The sequence below is a fragment of the Thermostichus sp. MS-CIW-41 genome (assembly GCF_054058915.1).
The window spans coordinates 1-19013 of record NZ_JBSSBO010000017.1 but is presented as its reverse complement, the minus strand read 5'-3'; the positions used below and the strand labels follow the sequence as shown (position 1 = coordinate 19013).

General features: G+C 59.2%; 12 protein-coding genes. 5 read left to right on the top strand and 7 right to left on the bottom strand.

The window, feature by feature from the left end:
* Positions 1-16 precede the first annotated feature (16 nt).
* Positions 17-2542 (bottom strand): DNA gyrase/topoisomerase IV subunit A, encoded by a 2526-nt coding sequence (locus tag ACVWXE_RS06970; RefSeq protein ID WP_457489918.1) that lies wholly within the window; start codon positions 2540-2542, stop codon positions 17-19.
* A 198-nt stretch (positions 2543-2740) separates the two neighbouring features.
* On the opposite strand from ACVWXE_RS06970, the gene ACVWXE_RS06965 reads away from it, so the two are divergent.
* Complete coding sequence (locus ACVWXE_RS06965) at positions 2741-4144, top strand: phosphoglucomutase/phosphomannomutase family protein (RefSeq protein ID WP_457489917.1); 1404 nt, start codon at positions 2741-2743, stop codon at positions 4142-4144.
* 221 nt (positions 4145-4365) lie between these two features.
* On the opposite strand, the gene ACVWXE_RS06960 is transcribed toward ACVWXE_RS06965, so the two are convergent.
* The gene (locus tag ACVWXE_RS06960) at positions 4366-5085 is read right to left on the bottom strand and encodes a DUF7933 domain-containing protein (RefSeq protein WP_457489916.1); all 720 of its coding nucleotides are present in this window, start codon (positions 5083-5085) and stop codon (positions 4366-4368) included.
* A 66-nt stretch (positions 5086-5151) separates the two neighbouring features.
* Positions 5152-5778: a hypothetical protein gene (locus tag ACVWXE_RS06955; protein ID WP_457489915.1), complete on the bottom strand. Its 627-nt coding sequence runs from the start codon at positions 5776-5778 to the stop codon at positions 5152-5154.
* Between the two features lie 322 nt (positions 5779-6100).
* On the opposite strand from ACVWXE_RS06955, the gene ACVWXE_RS06950 reads away from it, so the two are divergent.
* A complete protein-coding gene (locus ACVWXE_RS06950) occupies positions 6101-7498 on the top strand; it encodes a hypothetical protein (RefSeq protein ID WP_457489914.1) in 1398 nt (465 codons plus the stop codon).
* A 59-nt stretch (positions 7499-7557) separates the two neighbouring features.
* Here ACVWXE_RS06950 and ACVWXE_RS06945 read toward each other — a convergent pair whose 3' ends face one another.
* The 4 genes from ACVWXE_RS06945 to psaA form a co-directional block, all read right to left on the bottom strand.
* Positions 7558-9165, bottom strand: coding sequence for a phytoene desaturase family protein (locus ACVWXE_RS06945; RefSeq protein WP_457489913.1), 1608 nt, complete (start codon positions 9163-9165; stop codon positions 7558-7560).
* Between the two features lie 30 nt (positions 9166-9195).
* On the bottom strand, positions 9196-9777 hold the full coding sequence (locus ACVWXE_RS06940; protein WP_457489912.1) for a Uma2 family endonuclease: 582 nt from the start codon (positions 9775-9777) through the stop codon (positions 9196-9198).
* 107 nt (positions 9778-9884) lie between these two features.
* A complete protein-coding gene (psaB, locus tag ACVWXE_RS06935; protein ID WP_457489911.1) occupies positions 9885-12119 on the bottom strand; it encodes a photosystem I core protein PsaB in 2235 nt (744 codons plus the stop codon).
* Positions 12120-12140: 21 nt separating this feature from the next.
* Positions 12141-14408 (bottom strand): photosystem I core protein PsaA, encoded by a 2268-nt coding sequence (gene psaA, locus ACVWXE_RS06930; protein WP_457489910.1) that lies wholly within the window; start codon positions 14406-14408, stop codon positions 12141-12143.
* A gap of 327 nt (positions 14409-14735) precedes the next feature.
* On the opposite strand from psaA, the gene ureC reads away from it, so the two are divergent.
* The 3 genes from ureC to ACVWXE_RS06915 are packed head-to-tail and all read left to right on the top strand — an operon-like array spanning position 14736 to position 18916.
* Positions 14736-16454, top strand: coding sequence for an urease subunit alpha (gene ureC, locus ACVWXE_RS06925; RefSeq protein ID WP_414357699.1), 1719 nt, complete (start codon positions 14736-14738; stop codon positions 16452-16454).
* Positions 16455-16504: 50 nt separating this feature from the next.
* Positions 16505-17611, top strand: a complete 1107-nt coding sequence (locus ACVWXE_RS06920; RefSeq protein WP_457489909.1) for an ABC transporter ATP-binding protein — start codon at positions 16505-16507, stop codon at positions 17609-17611.
* A gap of 45 nt (positions 17612-17656) precedes the next feature.
* Positions 17657-18916: an ABC transporter substrate-binding protein gene (locus ACVWXE_RS06915; protein ID WP_457489908.1), complete on the top strand. Its 1260-nt coding sequence runs from the start codon at positions 17657-17659 to the stop codon at positions 18914-18916.
* The last annotated feature ends 97 nt before the right edge of the window (positions 18917-19013 follow it).

Genomic DNA, 19013 nt, shown 5'->3' with positions numbered 1-19013 from the left:
TCTGCTCCCCCAAGAGCTATCCCACATCGCCTTCCGGCAGCCACTGCGGCCAGAACAGGCGCAACTCCCTGACCCGCTCCCCTTTGACCAGGAGGGATCCGCCCCCGGATCGGCTTTGCAGCGGGATGTCAGCAGGGGAGAAGGAGTACACCTGTTCAGACTCTGTGATCACATCCAGTTGCAGATGGGGATGCTGCTCCAAATCGGGGGGGAGACCCACCAAGCCCACCAGCACATCCCCTCGGTCGGAGAAGTGAAAGGCCGGCACGCCCACTTGACCCCGCTCCAGGATGGGGATCTCGCTCAGGGGCAAGCCCTTCAGGTGGCCCAACCGGCTGGCCAGAACCAGGATCCCTTGCGGGGGCAGCAGCGCCATACCAACTATTCGCTCGGCGCGCCCCAAACGCAGGGCCGGCGATCCCATAGCCGCTCGACCCATCAAAGGGATCCCTTCGGCAGCCAGCCGCAGCACCCGTCCCCCTGAAGTAGCCAGGACGACGCTGTAGCCTTGGTGGCCGGGATCCCAAAGGGCTGCCCAGCCCAGCTCATCTCCCTCTTTTAGCTTTAGGACAGTGGATCCCCGTTGGGTAAGGCCCATCAACTCTGCCAGGGCCAGCCGCTTGATCCGCCCCTGCCGGCTGAGCACCACCAAACTTGCCTTGCCCGGATCCGGAGCCAACGTGAAGGTGGCAACCATCGGCTCGGGGTTGGGGAGAAGGGTAACCAGAGGCACCCCCCGTGAGGACCCAGTGCTGAGGGGGATCCCTGCGATGGGCAGGGTGAAAGCTTTGCCGCCGGCGGTGAGCACCAAGATTTCCTGCTCCAGCGTGACGCATTCCAGGCCGACCAGCACATCTTCCCCCAGTTCCCGTTGCGCCGGGTTGCTGCGGGAGCGACGGCTAGGCAGAGGCAGGCGGCGCACATAGCCCTTGCGGGTGAATTGCAGCAAGAAGTGGGTCTCTTCCGTCTCTTCGCTGCTGGGGATTTGGGCCACTTCCGCTTCCAGCTCCGAGGCCGAGAGGATCTGGGTGCGCCGGGGATCCCCGAAGGTCTTTTTCAGGTGTCGCAGCTCTTTTTTCAGGTAGTTCAAGAGCTTGCGGCGGTCGCTGAGTAGCCCCTGCAGTTCTTCGATGCGGGTCTGCAACTGGGCGTGTTCCTGGTGCAGCCGTTCCCGCTCCAATCCCGTCAGGCGACGCAGAGGCATGGCCAAAATCGTCTCTGCCTGTTGGGGGGTACAGCCCAGGCGAGTTTGCAATTGGGCTTTGGCCGTGGTGCCATCGGGCGCTTGCCGCAGCAGCTCGATCACCCCCTCCAGATCCGCCAACGCCAGCAACATTCCTGCCACCTCTTCCGCCTTGCGCTGCACCTGCTGCAACTCGGCACGGAACATCCGGTTGAGGGTGGCCTCGCGAAATTGCAAAAAGTGCTGCAGGATCTCTTTGAGGCTCAGCTGCCGCGGTTCCCCGTTCACCAAAGCCAGCAGGATGGATCCAAAGTTGCTTTGCAAAGGGGTGAGCTTATACAACTGCTGCAAAACCGCCTGTGGGTTGGCCTCTCGCTTGAGCTCCACCACCACGCGAATGCCGCTGCGATCCGACTCATCGCGCAGATCGGCAATGCCGCTGATGCGGCCCTGGTTGGCCAGCTCGGCCACTTTTTCGATCCAGGCGGCTTTGTTCACCTGATAGGGAAACTCGCTGATGACTAGAGCAGGCCGCCGGTGGCGTCCTTTGCCCGGCTGGATCTCCTCAAATCGGGCTACCCCCCGCAGGGTGATGGAACCGCGCCCGGTGAGGTAGGCTTCGCGGATCCCTTGGGTGTCTAAGATTTGGCCGCCGGTGGGAAAATCCGGCCCTGGGATCCACCGCAACAGTTCCTCAGGGCTGAGGTCGGGATGGTCGATCAAAGCCAACAGGCCATCCACCACTTCCCCCAGGTTGTGGGGTGGGATATTGGTGGCCATGCCCACAGCAATGCCGGCAGAGCCGTTGAGCAGCAAAATGGGCAATCGGGCCGGGAGAACGGTGGGCTCCGCCTGGGATCCGTCGAAATTGGGCATGAAATCGACAATCGCTTCCGATACCTGCTCCAGAAGCGCTGTGTGGCTCAGCTCCGCCAGCCGACACTCCGTGTAGCGCATGGCCGCCGGTGGGTCATCATCCACAGAGCCGAAGTTGCCGTGCCCCGCCACCAGGGGATAGCGGCTGGAAAAGTCTTGCACCATGCGCACCAGCGCGTCATAAACTGCCTGATCCCCGTGGGGGTGATATTTCCCCAGCACATCCCCCACCACCCGTGCGCATTTGCGGTAGGGGCGATCCGGCGTCAGGCCCAGCTCGTGCATGGCGTAGAGGATGCGGCGGTGTACCGGCTTGAGGCCATCCCGCACATCCGGCAAGGCCCGCCCCACGATCACGCTCATGGCGTATTCCAGGTAGGAGCGCTGCATCTCCCCCTGCAAATCGGTTACAATCACCCGCCCTTGACGCGGCCCCCCGTTCGATTCGGATCCCAGTCCGTCGAGAGTCAGTTGCTGAGTCATGGCACAAAGGAGCGGAACGCTTTCCAGGTTACTGTAGCCGTTTCTCTGGTTCTTGCGAGGTGGGATCCCATCTCATCCCATCTCACATCCCATCTCAATAGAGATAGAGAAGAAGCGAAGAAGTTGAGAGCAGACCGAACCCCGCAACTCCCGCCTCGTGCTATGACTTGAAGCGGCAGCACCCACCGCAACACCACTATGGCCGATACCCCGATCCGTTTTGGCACCGACGGCTGGCGAGCCGTGATTGCCGATGGCTTTACTTTCCAAAACTTGACCGTTGCAGCCCAGGCCAGCGCCCAAGTGTTGGCCCGCACCTACCCCGGCGAAGGGATCCTGATTGGCTACGACAACCGCTTTCTCTCGGAACGCTTTGCCGCCCACACTGCTGAGGTGGTGGCCCGCCTGGGGATCCCAGTTTACCTCTCCACCTGTGTGGCCCCAACGCCGGCCTTTAGCTGGGGTGCCAAGGAGCGAGGCTGTCACGGCGCTTTGGTGATCACCGCCAGCCACAACCCCCCCCACTATTCCGGCCTCAAGGTCAAGGGAGGATTTGGTGGCTCCGTGCCGCCGGAAGTTACCGCCGCCATCGAGCAGGAGCTGCAAAGCCTCCAGCCTCTTGGATCCCACAAGGCCCCCATCCACACCTGGGATCCCTGGCCCGGCTACCTGGCTCAGCTCAGCCGCTTTGTGGATCTGGAAAAGCTCAAGGGATCCCCGGCCAAGATTTGGGTGGATGTCATGTTTGGCTCTGGCGCTGGCGGCCTCAAGCGCCTCTTGGGGGAGAAGGTCATTGAGTTGCAGGCGCATCGGGATCCCTTGTTTGGGGGATTTCCCCCCGAGCCCTTGCCCCAAAACCTGCAGGCTTCTGCTCAGATCATCGCGGCGGATCCCGCCCCCTTGAAAATGGGCCTGGTCTTTGATGGGGATGCCGACCGCATTGCGGCTCTCGATGGGCAAGGCCATTTCCTCAGCCCGCAGATCCTGATCCCCATCTTGATCGACCACCTGGCCGGGCGACGCGGCTTGCGGGGCGAGATTGTCAAAACCATCAGCGGCTCCGAACTGTTTGTTAAAGTTGCACAGCACTATGGCCTACCGGTTACGGAAATGCCGGTGGGCTTTAAGTACATCGCCGAGCGCATGATGAGCACAGAGGTGCTCTTGGGTGGAGAGGAATCGGGCGGCATCGGCTACTTGGGCCACATTCCCGAGCGGGATGCCCTGCTTTCGGCCCTGTATCTCATCGAAGCGGTTACGGAAACCGGCCAAGATCTCAGCACCATCTACCGGGCTTTGCAGGAACGGGAAGGGTTCACCTCTGTTTACCTGCGCCGCGATCTCCACCTCGCCGATCAAAATCAACAAACTGAGTTATTCAAACGGCTACAGATGGATCCCCCGGCTGAGATTTTGGGGCAGAAGGTGATCAAACATTTCGACAAAGATGGCCACAAATTCACCCTCGCCGACGGCAGTTGGGTGATGATTCGCGGCAGCGGCACCGAGCCTTTGCTGCGGCTGTACTCGGAAGCCAAAACCCCGGAAGAAGTGAATCGCCTGCTGGATTGGGCAGCCGGCTTGATCGGCCAGGTTGATTGAGGTTGATGCAGATCCCTTGCAGGGCAAGGATCCCACTTGTTCACAAAATCTTGCAAAGTCGGACAAAGTACGGCTTCTTTGGCAAAGCTGGATCGCTTGACTCAAAATTCAGCCGGAATCCTTCAGCTAGCACAAGATCCCACAGATTTTGAATTCCCCGGAAAAGTTCGACTACCCTGTTCAGACATCGGCCAATCAATAGCCAGGATTTTGCAGGGGGCTCAGTTGAAAGTCACAGATGCTGGATTGGGATTGGATTGAACTGGCGGCGCGCCATTGCTAGAGAGAGTAACTGGTGGGTTGGTGTACATCACTGGTAGTGGTGGTGGTGGAGGCAGGGGCAGAGCTTGCTGGACCGATACAGAAACCACGCAGGAGGCGCCTGCGGCTAGGCTTCCGCCCGCGAGAGAAATCGCGACCCCACCGTCAGGTGCCGTAAGCGTACCATCGCAGGTGTTTGAGGTAACTGCTGGATTCGTAATTTGTAACCCTGAAGCCGGAGTGCTGGGCAAAATGTCGATGAAACTGAGGCCGGTTATGGGAACAGTTGCAGTGTTCGTAATTGTGAAGACAACAGTTACGACGTTGCCGTTTGTAGTCGAGTTAGGAACAAACTCCTTAGTGAAGGTTGGAGCAGCCAAGGGGCCTGGGGGCAAGCCAATAATGCTAGGAGAGGGATTGGGAGTGGGCAGGGGCGGGATCGTCGGCGCCGACACAGGAGGGGGCACAAGAGGGCTGGGTTGACCTGGGGGAACAGATCCAATCGGAGGAGTGGATGGCAGCCCTACCCCCGTTCCTCCGGGTTCTGTGTTTGGGTTTTGCACGCCGATAATCGGCCCCGGAAGGGAGCTGATTGGATTCCCCTCTTTAGTTTGTTGACAAGCTGTTAGCAAGCCCAAGCACAAGCAAGCCAAAACCCCAGCTACTTTTCCCGTTTTCATTCCCTCATCCTCCTGCCATTCAACTCTCTCGTGGCACAAACCCAAACAGCCTTACTCAGCTCTAGCTTAGGGGGCTTGGTCGCTCGCTTCCAGCCTCAGAGCTTGACCAAATGAATCTCGAATGACCACGATTACCAAAACCGTTTCTCCCGCAGCAACGTTGGTGTTGTAGGCGGCTGGATCCGCCGGGAAGGTGAAGCCGAGGTTGATCCCGTTTCGGTCGTCGTAGCTATTGCCTCTGCCTATCAGCGTATTTCTAAACTGCTCAATTGCCGTCGGCAAAAAGATGCTGGTAATATCCGTGCCGCGACTGATGTTGAAAAACTGAACCTCTACGCTCCTGATCACTCCTGGAGCAGATAAGCCGCTCAAGGTGATAGTTACAAAGGCGGATCCCACTAGGCCGATCTGAAAAGGGTTTGCCAAGCTAGGCGGATCCGGTAGGTCGGGTTGAACCGGCGGTGGGGTGATGGGGGCAAAGTCCGGCCCTGGGCGAAAGGTGATGGGCGTGAGATTGGGGGCAATCGTGGGGGCAACGGCCACAGGAGGAGGCGTGGCACCGCTAGAAGCCAGTAGAGGCGGCACCCCGCTGGTGGTCTCGCTACTGCAGCCGGTAATTAGCGCAACCGAAGCATAGGTTGCCCAAAGAGAGAGGCCGCCACGGCCAAGGGCTGAGCCAAAACGTCGTCTCATCGAAAAATCTCCACTCACTCACACCACATCAAATGTCTTAGGCAGCGTCCAGCGGGGATCCACCGAGCTTGCTCAAGTCTTATGCATCTGCACAATTTCAAGGGGGATGCCTGCTGTTAGTTCTACTGCATCCTAGAGCGTTGTCAAGCGAGCGGCAGAGCAAATGCAAGAAATTGTTCTGGAAATGGCCCATCCCCTAGATATGGGGTATCATAGCCTCGAGCAGGGGCGGCCAGCTTACCTGTAGCGTTAGGGGTTGAGTGCCTTCTCCCCATTTTGTGTGTGGATTTGCCCAGATTTAAGGTGTGTGAGGAAGTGCCGTATGAACTTCAAAGGTCGCTCGTTGGCGGTTTTGTGTGGAGTCTTGCTGCTAGGCGGCTGCGGAGAAGTTAATGAGTCTCCGACCTTGCCTGGGCCCGTCCAGGTGGATCCGGCTGCCTTTGTCTCGGCCCAGGAGTATCGCTTTACCCCCGGCTCGGTGCTGGAGACCACCAGCCTGCGGCTGGACTATGTCAATCCGAGGTTTGACAACGGGATCCCTGTGCGCACCAACCCCCTCCAAGGCAGCGGTGAAGCTCGCATCGCCAATGTTGAAGCCCGCATCTTGCCTGTGAACGAGATCCCAGCCAGTGACTTGACGATTGACTCCACCCTTCGCTCCAGCACCCTGGCCATCCAAATTGGGCGAACCACACCGCTGGTGAATATCACTGCCTTTGGACCCAACGACGGCAGACTATCTACGCAATTTAGTATCGCCGGGCTGGTTGCAATTTCGACAAACCCTAATGATCAGCGCATTCGAGTGAACACAACCTTTAGAGCCGCCAGGGAAGGTACTGTCTTGACTCTCACCGTGCGCCGAATCTTGGTGAATAGGAATGGCAACCAAGTTGTCCTAGAGGGAGATTCTTCTCTCATTGTCCGCACCACGGGGGTACTCTATGAAGATCCTGGCCCAGGTGGCAACCCGCCAGCAGGAAGCTTCGTGAACCCAACAGAAGGAGTATCTGCCATTCTCCAGACAGGTAGTTTCTCCGCCAGCTTTGTGGTGCGGCAGCGGGGGGTTGCGGGCGATGGCACTCCTGAGGATGCCTTGGCCCTGTTTGCACGCCTGAACTTCCGTCCCAACCAGGCGGAGATTGTCTATCGTCCTGCCCAGGTGGGTACGCAGTCGGTGCTGTTTGCTCCGGATCCGACTCGACTGAACATCTTGCCCAATCAGTTGGTTCGCATCCGCCGCCTGTTGAACGGTCGTGTTCAAGCGGAGTTTGATCCGGCCAACACCAGCACAGTTCTCAACTTTGTGCAGGTCAGCCCTCCACCGCGACCTTTCCCCACCCCAATTCCTCAGTTACCTGTCCCTACTCCTGGACCGGGTGCTCCAACAGCCTTTGACTACTTTTTCTCATTACGAACTGAAAGGGAAGAAGGCGGGGGTACTCCAGTTGTTTTGCAGGGCATCGTGCCTGCAACGGGGGATTTCGTCTTCCGCACCTTGGCCGGAGCACAGTTATCAGGGCCGTTTAACCGGCTTGATATTGGTGGGGGAACACAAAGAGGAAATCTGAACCTTGTCTTCGATTCAACGACCTCTGCTGAGCGCATTTCCGGCCAGTGGTTCATAGAACAGGAGTTCCCTACTAACAACCTTGAAGCTAGAGAAGGGGCCATTTTGATCATCCGTGGGTTCTTTGAGGGAACTGAGGTGCGGCTGTAACCCAGGCAACCCGTTTGATCCCAGAGCAGGGATCCGCTCTGGCTTGGCCTTTTCGTCGGTCAGAGCTTGGGTAGATCGCTGAGCACCACCTGTGCGCAGTTGTGGCCAGGGATCCCGGTCACTCCGCCTCCTGGGTGCGCCCCTGAGCCGCAGAGGTAAAGGCCGGGAATGGGGGATCGATAGTCGGCCAGGCCGGAGATGGGCCGCAGGTTGTAGCTTTGATCCGGCGTCATTTCCCCGTGAAAAATGCTGCCCCCCACAAGGCCGAAGCGGGCCTCCAGATCCACGGGCGACAACATCTGCCGTGCGATCACGGCGTTTTTAATGTTGGGGGCAAATTGGGCAATTTTGTCGATTACCCGATCGGCAAATTCCTCCCGTAGGCCATCGTTCCAGTCTCGCCCTTTGGGTTGGTAAGGCACAAACTGGCAGAAGCAGGAGAGAATGTGCTTGCCTGGGGGAGCCATCGTCGGGTCGGTGGGGGATTGGCTGTAGATCTCGATAAACGGATCCCGGGAAGGGATCCCGTACTTGCAGTCATCCCAAGCCCGCTCCAGATAGGCCACCGAGGGGGCAATATCCACTGTGGCAGAGCTGACAACTTCTGGGGGCACTTCAGCAGGGGCTGCTGTGTAGCGAGGCAATTCTTCCAAGGCCAAATTGAGCTTGTACACCGGGCCTGAGGTGCGGTAGTGCCGTTCTAGTCGGTCGCGCAAGTCTGGGGGCAAAGAGGAGCAGAGTCGCAAAAAGGTGATTTGGGGATGGGCATTGGAGAGAACCGCCCGCGCCCGCACGGTTTCCCCCGATTCGAGGATAACCCCAGCGGCCTGCCCACTCTCCATCAAGATCTCCGCCACTGGAGCAGACGTGCGGATCTCCACCCCTAAGTCCAGAGCTGCCTTGGCCATCGCTTGGGTAATGGATCCCATCCCACCGCGCACATAGCCCCAGACCCCACGTGAGCCAATGGCCCGACCCACCGCATGGATTAGCCAAATGTAGGGCGTACCTGGAGTCATCGGCCCGGCTGAGGTGCCGATCAAAGATTGGGGAGCCATCGCCGCCTTGACCTGCTCCGACTCGAAGAACTCATCCAGGAGATCAGTGGTCGAGAGGAGCATGATGCGGCGGAAATCGTCTTCATAGCCAGCAGCTGCAAAGCGATCCGCCAGTTGGCCCAGTGAAATCGGCGGCTGCATTAAGGTTGGCTCCACCACCTCGTTCACCCGATCCCAAAACTCCTCCCAGCGGTCGTAGGCTTCCGCATCTTTGCGGGAAAACTTGGCAATTTCCGCTTTGCTCTTGGCGCGGTTATCGGCATACAGGAAGAGGTGCTGCCCATCCGGGAAGGGCATGAAATAGGAAGGTTGCTTGGCATAGACCTCAAAGCCATAGTCCGGCAGGCGCAAATCGCGGATGATCTCCGGTCGCAGCAAACTACAGGAGTAGGAAGCCACCGACACGCGAAAGCCCGGGTGAATTTCTTCCGTAATGGCAGCACCACCAACGGTGTGATAGCGCTCCAGCACCAGCACTTTTTGCCCGGCCTTGGCCAAATAGCAAGCGCTCACCAGCCCGTTGTGGCCGGCCCCAATCACCACCGCGTCGTAGCTCATCAACAATCCTTCTGCAAACGCTTCTCCACCCACAATACTCCTGCCAGCCAAGATTCGATCTGCCGGCAAGGGATCCCTGCCTTAACCGATGGAAAAAACCTGATCCAGACTCAACTCTCCAGCCAGGATCCCTGGGATCCCAACTTTCTCCTCGGGGGTGTAAGCCTCTCTTTTCTGGTAAACTCCCGACTCTATTGGCAAGCTGTAAGCCTCTAGGCAGTTCTCTTGCAAGTTCAAGATCCAGTAGTTGGGGATCCCGGCTTTGGCGTAGAGTCCGAGTTTGACTTCCCGATCATAGGTAAGGGAAGAATCAGCCACTTCGATGATGAGATAGATGTCTTCGGGCTGAGGATGCCGAGAGCGGTACTCATCCTGCTGAAAGCGCACAATGGCAAAGTCGGGCTCCGGCTCGTGATTGGGGGGCAGTTGCACCGGATCCTGGGTGCGCACAATAGCTTGCTCCTGCACAAGGCCCACCAACAGTCGGTACAGGCGGCTACAGTAGGCGGCGTGCCTCTCCCCTTTCGTCATCTTTTGAACCAGGAGCCCGTCAATCAGCTCCAACTGATTGGGCTCTTCAATCTGTCCAGACTCAATCAGCCGATGAAACTCCTCAAAGGTATATCGCCTGATATAGGGATCCAATCGGGCGGCTAGAGTCATCGACCAAACTCATCAGACCCTAAACTTCATATCACCACTCTACCAACTCACAAAAAAGGGATCCCTGGACCAGCCGAGGGATCCCTATTCAGCAGGTTATGGGCTTGCTACCCCGACTGAGAGGCTGTCGAGGCGATAACAAAGGCCGCGTAGGTCAACACGTAACCCACCGTGAAGTGAGCCAGACCCACCAGACGACCTTGGACAATCGACATGGCCACCGGCTTGTCTTTCCAGCGGATCAGCTTGGCCAAGGGAGTGCGCTCATGCGCCCACACCAAGGTCTCGATCAGCTCTTGCCAGTAGCCGCGCCAGGAGATCAAGAACATGAACCCAGTTGCCCACACCAGGTGGCCGAACAGGAACATCCAGGCCCAAACCGCCAGGTTATTCATCCCGTAGGGGTTGTAGCCGTTGATCAACTGGGCGGAGTTGGCCCAGAGGTAATCCCGCAGCCAGCCCATCAGGTAGGTGGAGTTCTCGTTGAACTGGGCAGTGTTGCCGCTCCAGATCCCCAGGTGCTTCCAGTGCCAGTAGAAGGTGACCCAGCCGATGGTGTTCAGCATCCAGAACATGGCCAGGTAGAAGGCATCCCAGGCGGAGATGTCGCAGGTGCCGCCCCGACCCGGGCCATCGCAGGGGAAGCTGTAGCCGAAGTCTTTTTTATCCGGCATCAGCTTAGAGCCGCGAGCATCCAACGCACCTTTCACCAGGATCAAGGTGGTGGTGTGCAGGCCCAGGGCAATGGCATGGTGCACCAGGAAGTCGCCAGGGCCAACGGGCAGGAAGAGGAACCCATTGGGGTCGTTGATGGCTTGCAGCCAGCCCGGCAGCCACACGTTGCCGTAGTTGGGCCATGCCGTAGAGGCGATGCTGTTGGGATCCGACAGCAGCACGTTCATGCCGTAGAGCATCTTGCCGTGGGAGGCCTGGATGAACTGGGCAAACAACGGCTCGATCAGAATCTGCTTCTCCGGCGTGCCGAAGGCCTGCATCACATCGTTATGGACGTACAGCCCCAAGGTGTGGAAGCCCAAGAAGAGCGACACCCAGCTCAGGTGGGAGATGATCGCCTCTTTGTGATCCAGCACCCGAGCCAGCACGTTGTCCTTGTTGGCTTCGGGATTGTAATCCCGCACCAGGAAAATGGCTCCATGGGCAAAGGCCCCCACCATCAAGAACCCAGCAATGTACTGGTGATGGGTGTAGAGAGCCGCCTCCGTGGTGTGATCCATGGACATGAACACGTAGGGGTTGAGGGAGTACATGTGCTGCGCCACCAGCGAGGTCACCACTCCCAAGCAGGCCAGGTGCCAGCCCAACTGGAAGTGTAGAGACTCGTTGTAGGTGTCGTAGATGCCCTCATGTCCACGGCCCAACAAGCCCCCGAACGGCGTGCCCTTGGGTGGGTTGTGAGCCGCCATGATCTCCCGCATAGAGTGGCCAATGCCCCAGTTGGTGCGGTACATGTGGCCGGCCACGATGAAGATCACCGCGATGGCCAGGTGGTGGTGGGCCATGTCCGTCAGCCACAGAGACTGCGTGTTGGGGTTAAAGCCACCCAAGAAGGTGAGGATGGCCGTGCCCGCCCCTTCTGCGGTGCCCCAGACGTGGTTGGCCGTGTCCGGGTTCTGGGCATACACCCCCCAGTTGAGGGTGAAGAAGGGCTTCAGGCCCGCCGGGTGAGGCAGCGTGGTGAGGAAGTTGTCCCAACCCACGTGCTGCCCGCGGGACTCGGGGATGGCGACATGCACCAGGTGGCCAGTCCAAGCCAGGGAGCTGACGCCGAACAGGCCAGCCAGGTGGTGGTTGAGACGGGCTTCAGCGTTCTTGAACCAGCTCAGGCTGGGGCGAAAACGGGGCTGTAGGTGCAGCCAGCCGGCAAACAGAAACACCGCCGCCAACAACAACAGGCCGATGGCACCGGCGTAGAGATCGCCGTTGGTGCGCAGGCCAATGGTGTTGAACCAATAGTACAGGCCAGAGTAGGCCGCGTTGACGGGGCCGCCGCCCCCCGGTTGGGTAAAGGCTTCCACCGCTGCCTTGCCAAAGTGGGGATCCCAGATGGCGTGGGCGATGGGGGTGACACCCGTGGGGTTGGCTACCCATTGCTCATAGTTGCCTTGCCAGGCAATGTGGAAGACGTTGCCGGAGGCCCACAGGAAGATGATTGCCAGATGGCCAAAGTGGGTGGCGAACAGCTTTTGGTAAAGCCGCTCCTCCGTCATGCCATCGTGGGTCTCGAAGTCGTGGGCGGTGGCAATGCCATACCACAGCCGACGCGTGGTGGGATCGCTGGCCAGGTCTTGGCTGAATTGGGGAAAACGAGTTGCAGTTGTCATGATTCTCTCTTCCTCCTTGCCTTAGCCGAGTGCGCCGAACCGTGCCAGGAAGAACGCCCAGGTGGTGACGATCCCTCCCAACAGGTAGTGGGCCACACCGACCGCCCGACCCTGAATGATGCTCAGAGCGCGGGGTTGAATGGCCGGAGCGACTTTTAGCTTGTTGTGGGCCCAAACGATCGACTCAATCAGCTCCTGCCAGTAGCCGCGACCGCTGAACAGGAACATCAGGCTGAAGGCCCAGACAAAGTGAGCGCCCAAGAAGAGCAGCCCATAGGCCGACAGCGCCGAGCCGTAGGAGTTGATCACCTGCACCGATTGCGCCCACAGGAAGTCCCGCAACCAGCCGTTGATGTTGACGGCGCTGGCCGCAAAGTTGCCGCCGGTGATGTGCTCAATCGTGCCATCGGCGTTGACGGTGCCCCAGATGTCGCTCTGCATCTTCCAACTGAAGTGGAAGATCACGATGGAAATGCAGTTGTACATCCAGAACAGCCCCAGGAACACGTGATCCCAGCCGGAGACTTGGCAGGTGCCGCCGCGGCCCGGACCATCGCAGGGGAAGCGGAAGCCCAGCTTGCCTTTGTCCGGGATCAACCGGGAAGAGCGGGCAAACAGCACCCCTTTGAGCAGGATCAGCACCGTGATGTGGATGGTCATGGCGTGAATGTGGTGCACCATGAAGTCCGCCGTGCCCAGCACCATCGGCATCATGGAGACCTTGCCGCCCACGGCCACCACGTCGCCGCCGAAGATGGGGCTAACCGACGCGCCCACATAGGGAGCTGTGCTGGCAATGGCCGAAGTGTGCAGCGACTGAATCCACTGGGCGAAGATGGGCTGCAGTTGGATGCCGGTGTCCGAGAACATGTCCTGCGGACGGCCCAGGGCTTGCATCGTGTCGTTGTGGACGTAGAAGCCAAAGGCGTGGAAGCCCAAGAACAGACACACCCAGTTGAGGTGGCTGATGATGGCGTCGCGGTGGCGCAATACCCGATCCAAGACGTTGTTGCGGTTCACCGCCGGGTCGTAGTCGCGCACCATGTAAATGGCCCCGTGGGCAGCACCCCCCACCACGAAGAAGCCGCCTATCCACATGTGGTGGGTAAACAGGGAGATCTGGGTGGCGTAGTCGATGCCCATGTAGGGGTAGGGGTTCATGGCGTACATGTGCTGGGCCACGATGATGCTCAGGGATCCCACCATGGCCAGGTTGATGGCCAGCTGGGCATGCCAAGAGGTGGTGAGCACTTCGTAGAGGCCCTTGTGGCCTTCGCCGGTGAAGGGGCCTTTGTGGGCTTCCAGGATCTCTTTAATGGAGTGGCCAATGCCCCAGTTGGTGCGGTACATGTGGCCGGCCACGATGAAGAGCACGGCAATGGCCAAGTGGTGGTGGGCTTGGTCGGTCAGCCAGAGGGCACCGTTCTGCGGATCCAGGCCACCCTTGAAGGTGAGAAACTCCGCGTACTTGCCCCAATCCAAGGTAAAGAAGGGCACCACCCCGCTGAAGATGCCCCAATCCACGCTGGGGAACATCTCCTTCATCAGGGCCGGGTTGAGGATGAACTCGTGGGGCAAGGGCACCTGATCCGCCGGCACGCCCGCATCCAACATCTTGTTGATGGGAATGGCCACGTGGATTTGGTGACCGGCCCAGGCCAAAGAACCCAGCCCCAGCAGGCCCGCTAGGTGGTGGTTGAGCATCGATTCCACATTTTGGAACCACTCCAGCTTGGGAGCCCGCTTGTGGTAGTGGAACCAGCCGGCGAACAGGCACAACCCGGCCATCACCAAGCCACCGATGGCGGTGCAGAGGAGTTGAAACTCATTGGTGATGCCGGCAGCTCGCCAGAGGTGAAATAGACCAGAAGTAATGCGGATCCCTTCGAAGCCGCCGCCCACATCCCCATTCAGGATCTCTTGGCCGAAGATGGGCCAGACCACTTGGGCGCTGGGCTTGACGTTGATCGGATCCGCCAGCCAAGCAGAATAGTTGGAGAACTGAGCTCCGTGGTAGTACATGCCGCTCAGCCAGACGAAAACCACCGCCAAGTGGCCGAAGTGAGCGGAAAAGATCTTACGAGAGACGTCTTCTAAGTCGCTGGTGTGACTGTCGAAGTCATGAGCAAGAGCATGGAGGTTCCAGATCCAGGTCGTGGTCTTGGGGCCACGGGATAGGCTGCGATCGAAGTGGCCCGGCTTAGCCCATTTCTCAAATGAGGTGGGAACCGGATCCACATCAACCGACACCTTGACCTTCGGCTCTCGCTCCTTTGGCGTAGTTGTCATCAAGAACTCCTCTCTTGCGACAAGGAACGAAGCATCCCCACCCCTTGGCAGAAGATTCCCTCAGGGCAGGACTTACCTGGCATTATAGGTCAGGGTTTGTGAGCCCTCAGTTGCTTCACAATAATTAAACGAGGGATCCCTTGTCCCATCGAGGCTGGAGTCGATTGGCAATTGTTTTTTCGATCATAGATGTAAATATATGTAACGAATTTTCAGCCAACCCAATCCGTTCTCAGGAAGGGTTGGAACTGAACAATAGACAGCAAGGGATCCCCTGGGTGGGGATGTGTGGTAAAACCCTGGCAGCCCTTTTGCAGATACCACCCTATGACCCTAGAGATTCCCCGTCGCCAATACGTCAGCAACTACGGCCCCACCGTAGGGGATCGGGTGCGCCTGGCGGATACCGAACTGATCATCGAGGTGGAGGAGGATTTCACCACCTACGGCGAGGAGATTAAGTTTGGGGGCGGCAAAACCATCCGCGATGGCATGGGGCAATCGCCGACGGCCACCCGCGCCAACGGGGCCTTGGATCTGGTGATCACCAACGCCCTGATCCTGGACTGGTGGGGCATTGTCAAGGCGGATGTGGGCATTCGCGATGGCTACATTGTCGGCATTGGCAAAGCCGGCAACCCCAACATCCAAGCGGGGGTGACGCCGGGCATGGTGGTTGGCCCCAGCACCGAGGTGATTGCCGGGGAAAACCTGATCCTGACAGCGGGCGGGATCGATGCCCATGTGCATTTCATCTGTCCGCAGCTGTGCGAGTTTGCCATCGCCTCGGGAGTGACCACCCTTTTGGGGGGCGGAACTGGGCCGGCCACAGGCAGCAACGCCACCACCTGCACCCCTGGAGCTTGGAACTTGGGCAAGATGTTGCAGGCGGCGGAGGGGTTCCCCGTCAATTTGGGCTTCTTTGGCAAGGGAAACGCGGCTTTTCCCGCAGCTTTGCGGGAACAGGTGGAAGCGGGGGCCTGCGGCCTCAAGATCCATGAAGATTGGGGATCCACGCCGGCGGTGATCGACAGCTGTTTGCAAGTCTCGGATGAGTACGACGTCCAAACCCTCATCCACACCGATACTTTAAATGAATCGGCTTTTGTGGAAGATACCATCGCCGCCATCAATGGCCGCACCATTCACACCTTCCACACCGAAGGGGCCGGGGGTGGGCATGCCCCCGATATCATTCGCATTGCCTCCGAGCCCAACGTGCTGCCCAGCTCCACCAATCCCACCCGCCCCTTTACCCGCAACACCATCGAAGAGCATCTGGACATGCTGATGGTGTGTCACCACCTGAGCAAGAATGTGCCGGAGGATATTGCTTTTGCCGAAAGCCGCATTCGCCCCCAAACCATTGCCGCCGAAGACATCTTGCATGACATGGGGGTGTTCAGCATCATCTCTTCCGACTCCCAGGCCATGGGCCGGGTGGGGGAGGTGATCATCCGCACTTGGCAGACGGCTCACAAGATGAAGGTGCAGCGGGGGCCTCTGCCGCAGGACAGCAGCCGCAACGACAACTTCCGGGCCAAGCGTTACGTGGCTAAGTACACCATCTGCCCCGCCATCGCCCAAGGACTCAGCCACGTCATCGGGTCGGTGGAGGTGGGAAAACTGGCGGATCTGTGTCTGTGGAAGCCGGCCTTTTTTGGGGTTAAGCCGGAAATTGTCCTGAAGGGGGGCCTGATTGCCTACGCCCAAATGGGGGATCCCAATGCTTCCATTCCGACCCCGCAGCCGGTGTACCCTCGCCCCATGTTCGGCAGCTTTGGCCGCGCCTTGACCGAGACCAGCCTCCTCTTTGTCTCCCAGGCTGCCCTAGACCTGGGGATCCCTGAGAAATTGGGGATCCAGCGCCGGGCCGTAGCGGTGAAAAATTGCCGCGAGATCGGCAAAGCGGATTTGAAACTTAACACCGCCACTCCTCACATTGAGGTGAACCCGGAGACCTATGAAGTGCGGGCCGATGGAGAGCTGCTCACCTGCGAGCCGGCAGAGGTGCTGCCCATGGCACAACGATACTTTCTGTTCTAGTTTTGGGAGGGTTTGAGAGCTCTATTAAGCGTTTGATCGGTAACCCAAGCATGGGCCACCTTGTTCTCCGCCACCTCAGCAAGCGCTTCCACAAGGGAGGGATCCCTGTCCTCAGGGATTTGTCTTTGAGCGTGGAGGCAGGGGAGATCTTCGCCCTGCTGGGGCCGTCGGGCTGCGGCAAGTCCACCACCCTCAATCTCATCGCCGGCCTGCTGGAGCCGGATCCCTTGCCCTATCCGGGGGAAATCTGGCTGGATGGGACCCCCCTCAACCCTCTGCCGCCGGAACGGCGCGGCGTGACTTTGCTGTCCCAACACAGCCGCCTGTTTCCCCACCTGAGCGTGGGGGAGAATGTCGCTTTTGGCCTGAAAATGCGGGGTATTCCCCGGGCAGAGCGGGAGGCTGCCGCCTTGGGCATGTTGGAGCGGGTGCAATTGGCCGGCTTTGCTCAGCGTCGGCCCAGCCAGCTCTCTGGCGGACAAGCGCAGCGGGTGGCCCTGGCGCGGGCTTTGGTGATTCGGCCCAAGGTGCTGCTGTTGGATGAACCTTTATCGGCCCTGGATGCCAACCTGCGCCAAGAGATGCAGGCCCTCATCCTGGAGCTGCAGGCGGAAACAGGGGTGACGACGGTGCTGGTTACCCACGATCAAGCAGAAGCCACAGCCATGGCCCAACGCATCGGCCTGATGTTTGAGGGGCAGCTACACCAGGTGGGATCCCCTGTGGAGTTCTATCAGCAGCCGCGCTCCGAGCGCATTGCCCGCTTTTTTGGCGGGGTCAATTTTTTCGATGCGCAGGCGGAGGGTCACCAACTTCGCCTCAACAACGGGATCCGCTTGAAAAGCGCCGTGCCACTTCAAGGTCAGGTGCGGCTGACGGTGCGTCCGGAACAGGTGCAGGTGCTTCCCCAGCCGCCCGGCTTGGCCGACAATGTTTTCTTGGCCCAGGTGATGGCGGAACGCTTTGCGGGCACCCAGCGACGGCTGACCTTACAAACCCCTTGGGGCAGTCTGCAGGCTTGGGTGGCTCCCCACCAAGTGTTTGCGCCGGGGCAGACGGTGTGGATCCACTTGCCGACAGAGGCTCTGTGGCCTGTGGAGATTGGCGGGGATCCCTCACCCCCGGCCCTTTTCCCAAAGGAGGAGGGGAGAGTTTAAGTTGAATCTGGAACCTGAAAGTTGGATGGGGATGGTGGCAAGGCTATGCAACCCAAAAGCGTTATCTGGAAGCGGCGGCAGGTGTTGGCCGGCCTGGGATCCCTGGGGGCTTGGGTGTTGGGTCAAGGCTCTCCGTTGGCCCAGAATGCCCCCCAGAACATGGTGGATCTGGGATCCTTGAGCTGGGCGGATATTCTGGAGCGGGCGCGGGGCAGCTCTGTCAACTGGGCCATGTGGAGCGGCAGCGAGGCCATCAACGGCTTCGTGGATGGCTGGGTGAAAAGCCAGTTGCAGGAGCGTTATGGCATTCGCTTGAACCGGATCCCGCTCACGGATACCGTTGAAGCAGTCAACAAAGTGATTGGGGAGGTACAGGCCGGGCTGCTCAGCGGCGGCAGCATCGATCTCATCTGGATCAACGGCAACAACTTCCGCACCCTCAAGCAGGGGAATTTGCTCTTCGGCCCTTTTGCTGAGAAATTGCCCAGCTTGCCCTTCTACGATCCCGCCGATATTGCAACGGATTTTGGCCTGCCCACCGAGGGCTATTCTGCACCCTACACCGGCAACTACTTTTTAATGGCCTATGATGCCGAGCGGGTACCCAATCCCCCCCAGAGCTACGCCGAACTGTTGGCTTGGGCAGAGGCCAATCCAGGGCGATTTACCTACGTGGCCCCGCCGGATTTTCATGGCAGCCGCTTTTTGTTGAGCGCCTTCTATGGTGTGACCGGGGGCTATGCCCAGTACAGCGGGCCGGACTTCGATGCCGATCTCTGGTCGCGACAATCCCCTGCCCTGGTGGAATACCTGAGAAAGCTGGATCCCTTCCTGTGGAGACAGGGCCAAACCTACCCGCCCACCTTTGCCCGCCTGGCGGAGCTTTTTGCCAACGGCGAAGTGTGGCTCATCCCCACCTTTATCGATCAGGTGATCTTACGCAAGGGCAACGGCCAATTTCCCCCCAGCACCACCCCCTATGGGATCCCGGGCACCAGCTTGATCGATCCCTCGTTTACAGCCATTCCCATTAATGCGGCCAATCCTTGGGGGGCAATGGTCCTGGCAGAGGTCTTGGCCAGCCCGGAGGGGCAGCTGGAAAAGTTCAAGCCGGAGGTCTGGGGGGATCTGCCGCTCATTGATGTCAGCCGGTTGTCTGCCGACTACCAAACAGCTTTTGCCCAGCTGGAGGCTGCTGCCGGGATCCCCATTCAAGAGGCCATTGCTGGGGCAGTGCCCATCGTGAACTCCGAATACACGGTGCAACTGGAGGCCCTCTGGCAGCAACAAGTCTTGCCGGGATAGGGGTCAGCTAGAAATCGCAGGAGCCCCGCACTGTACCCGTAGGGTCAGTGTCGGGAGGAATGCGGAAGTTATGATAGAACCATGACCCAAGTCCTGA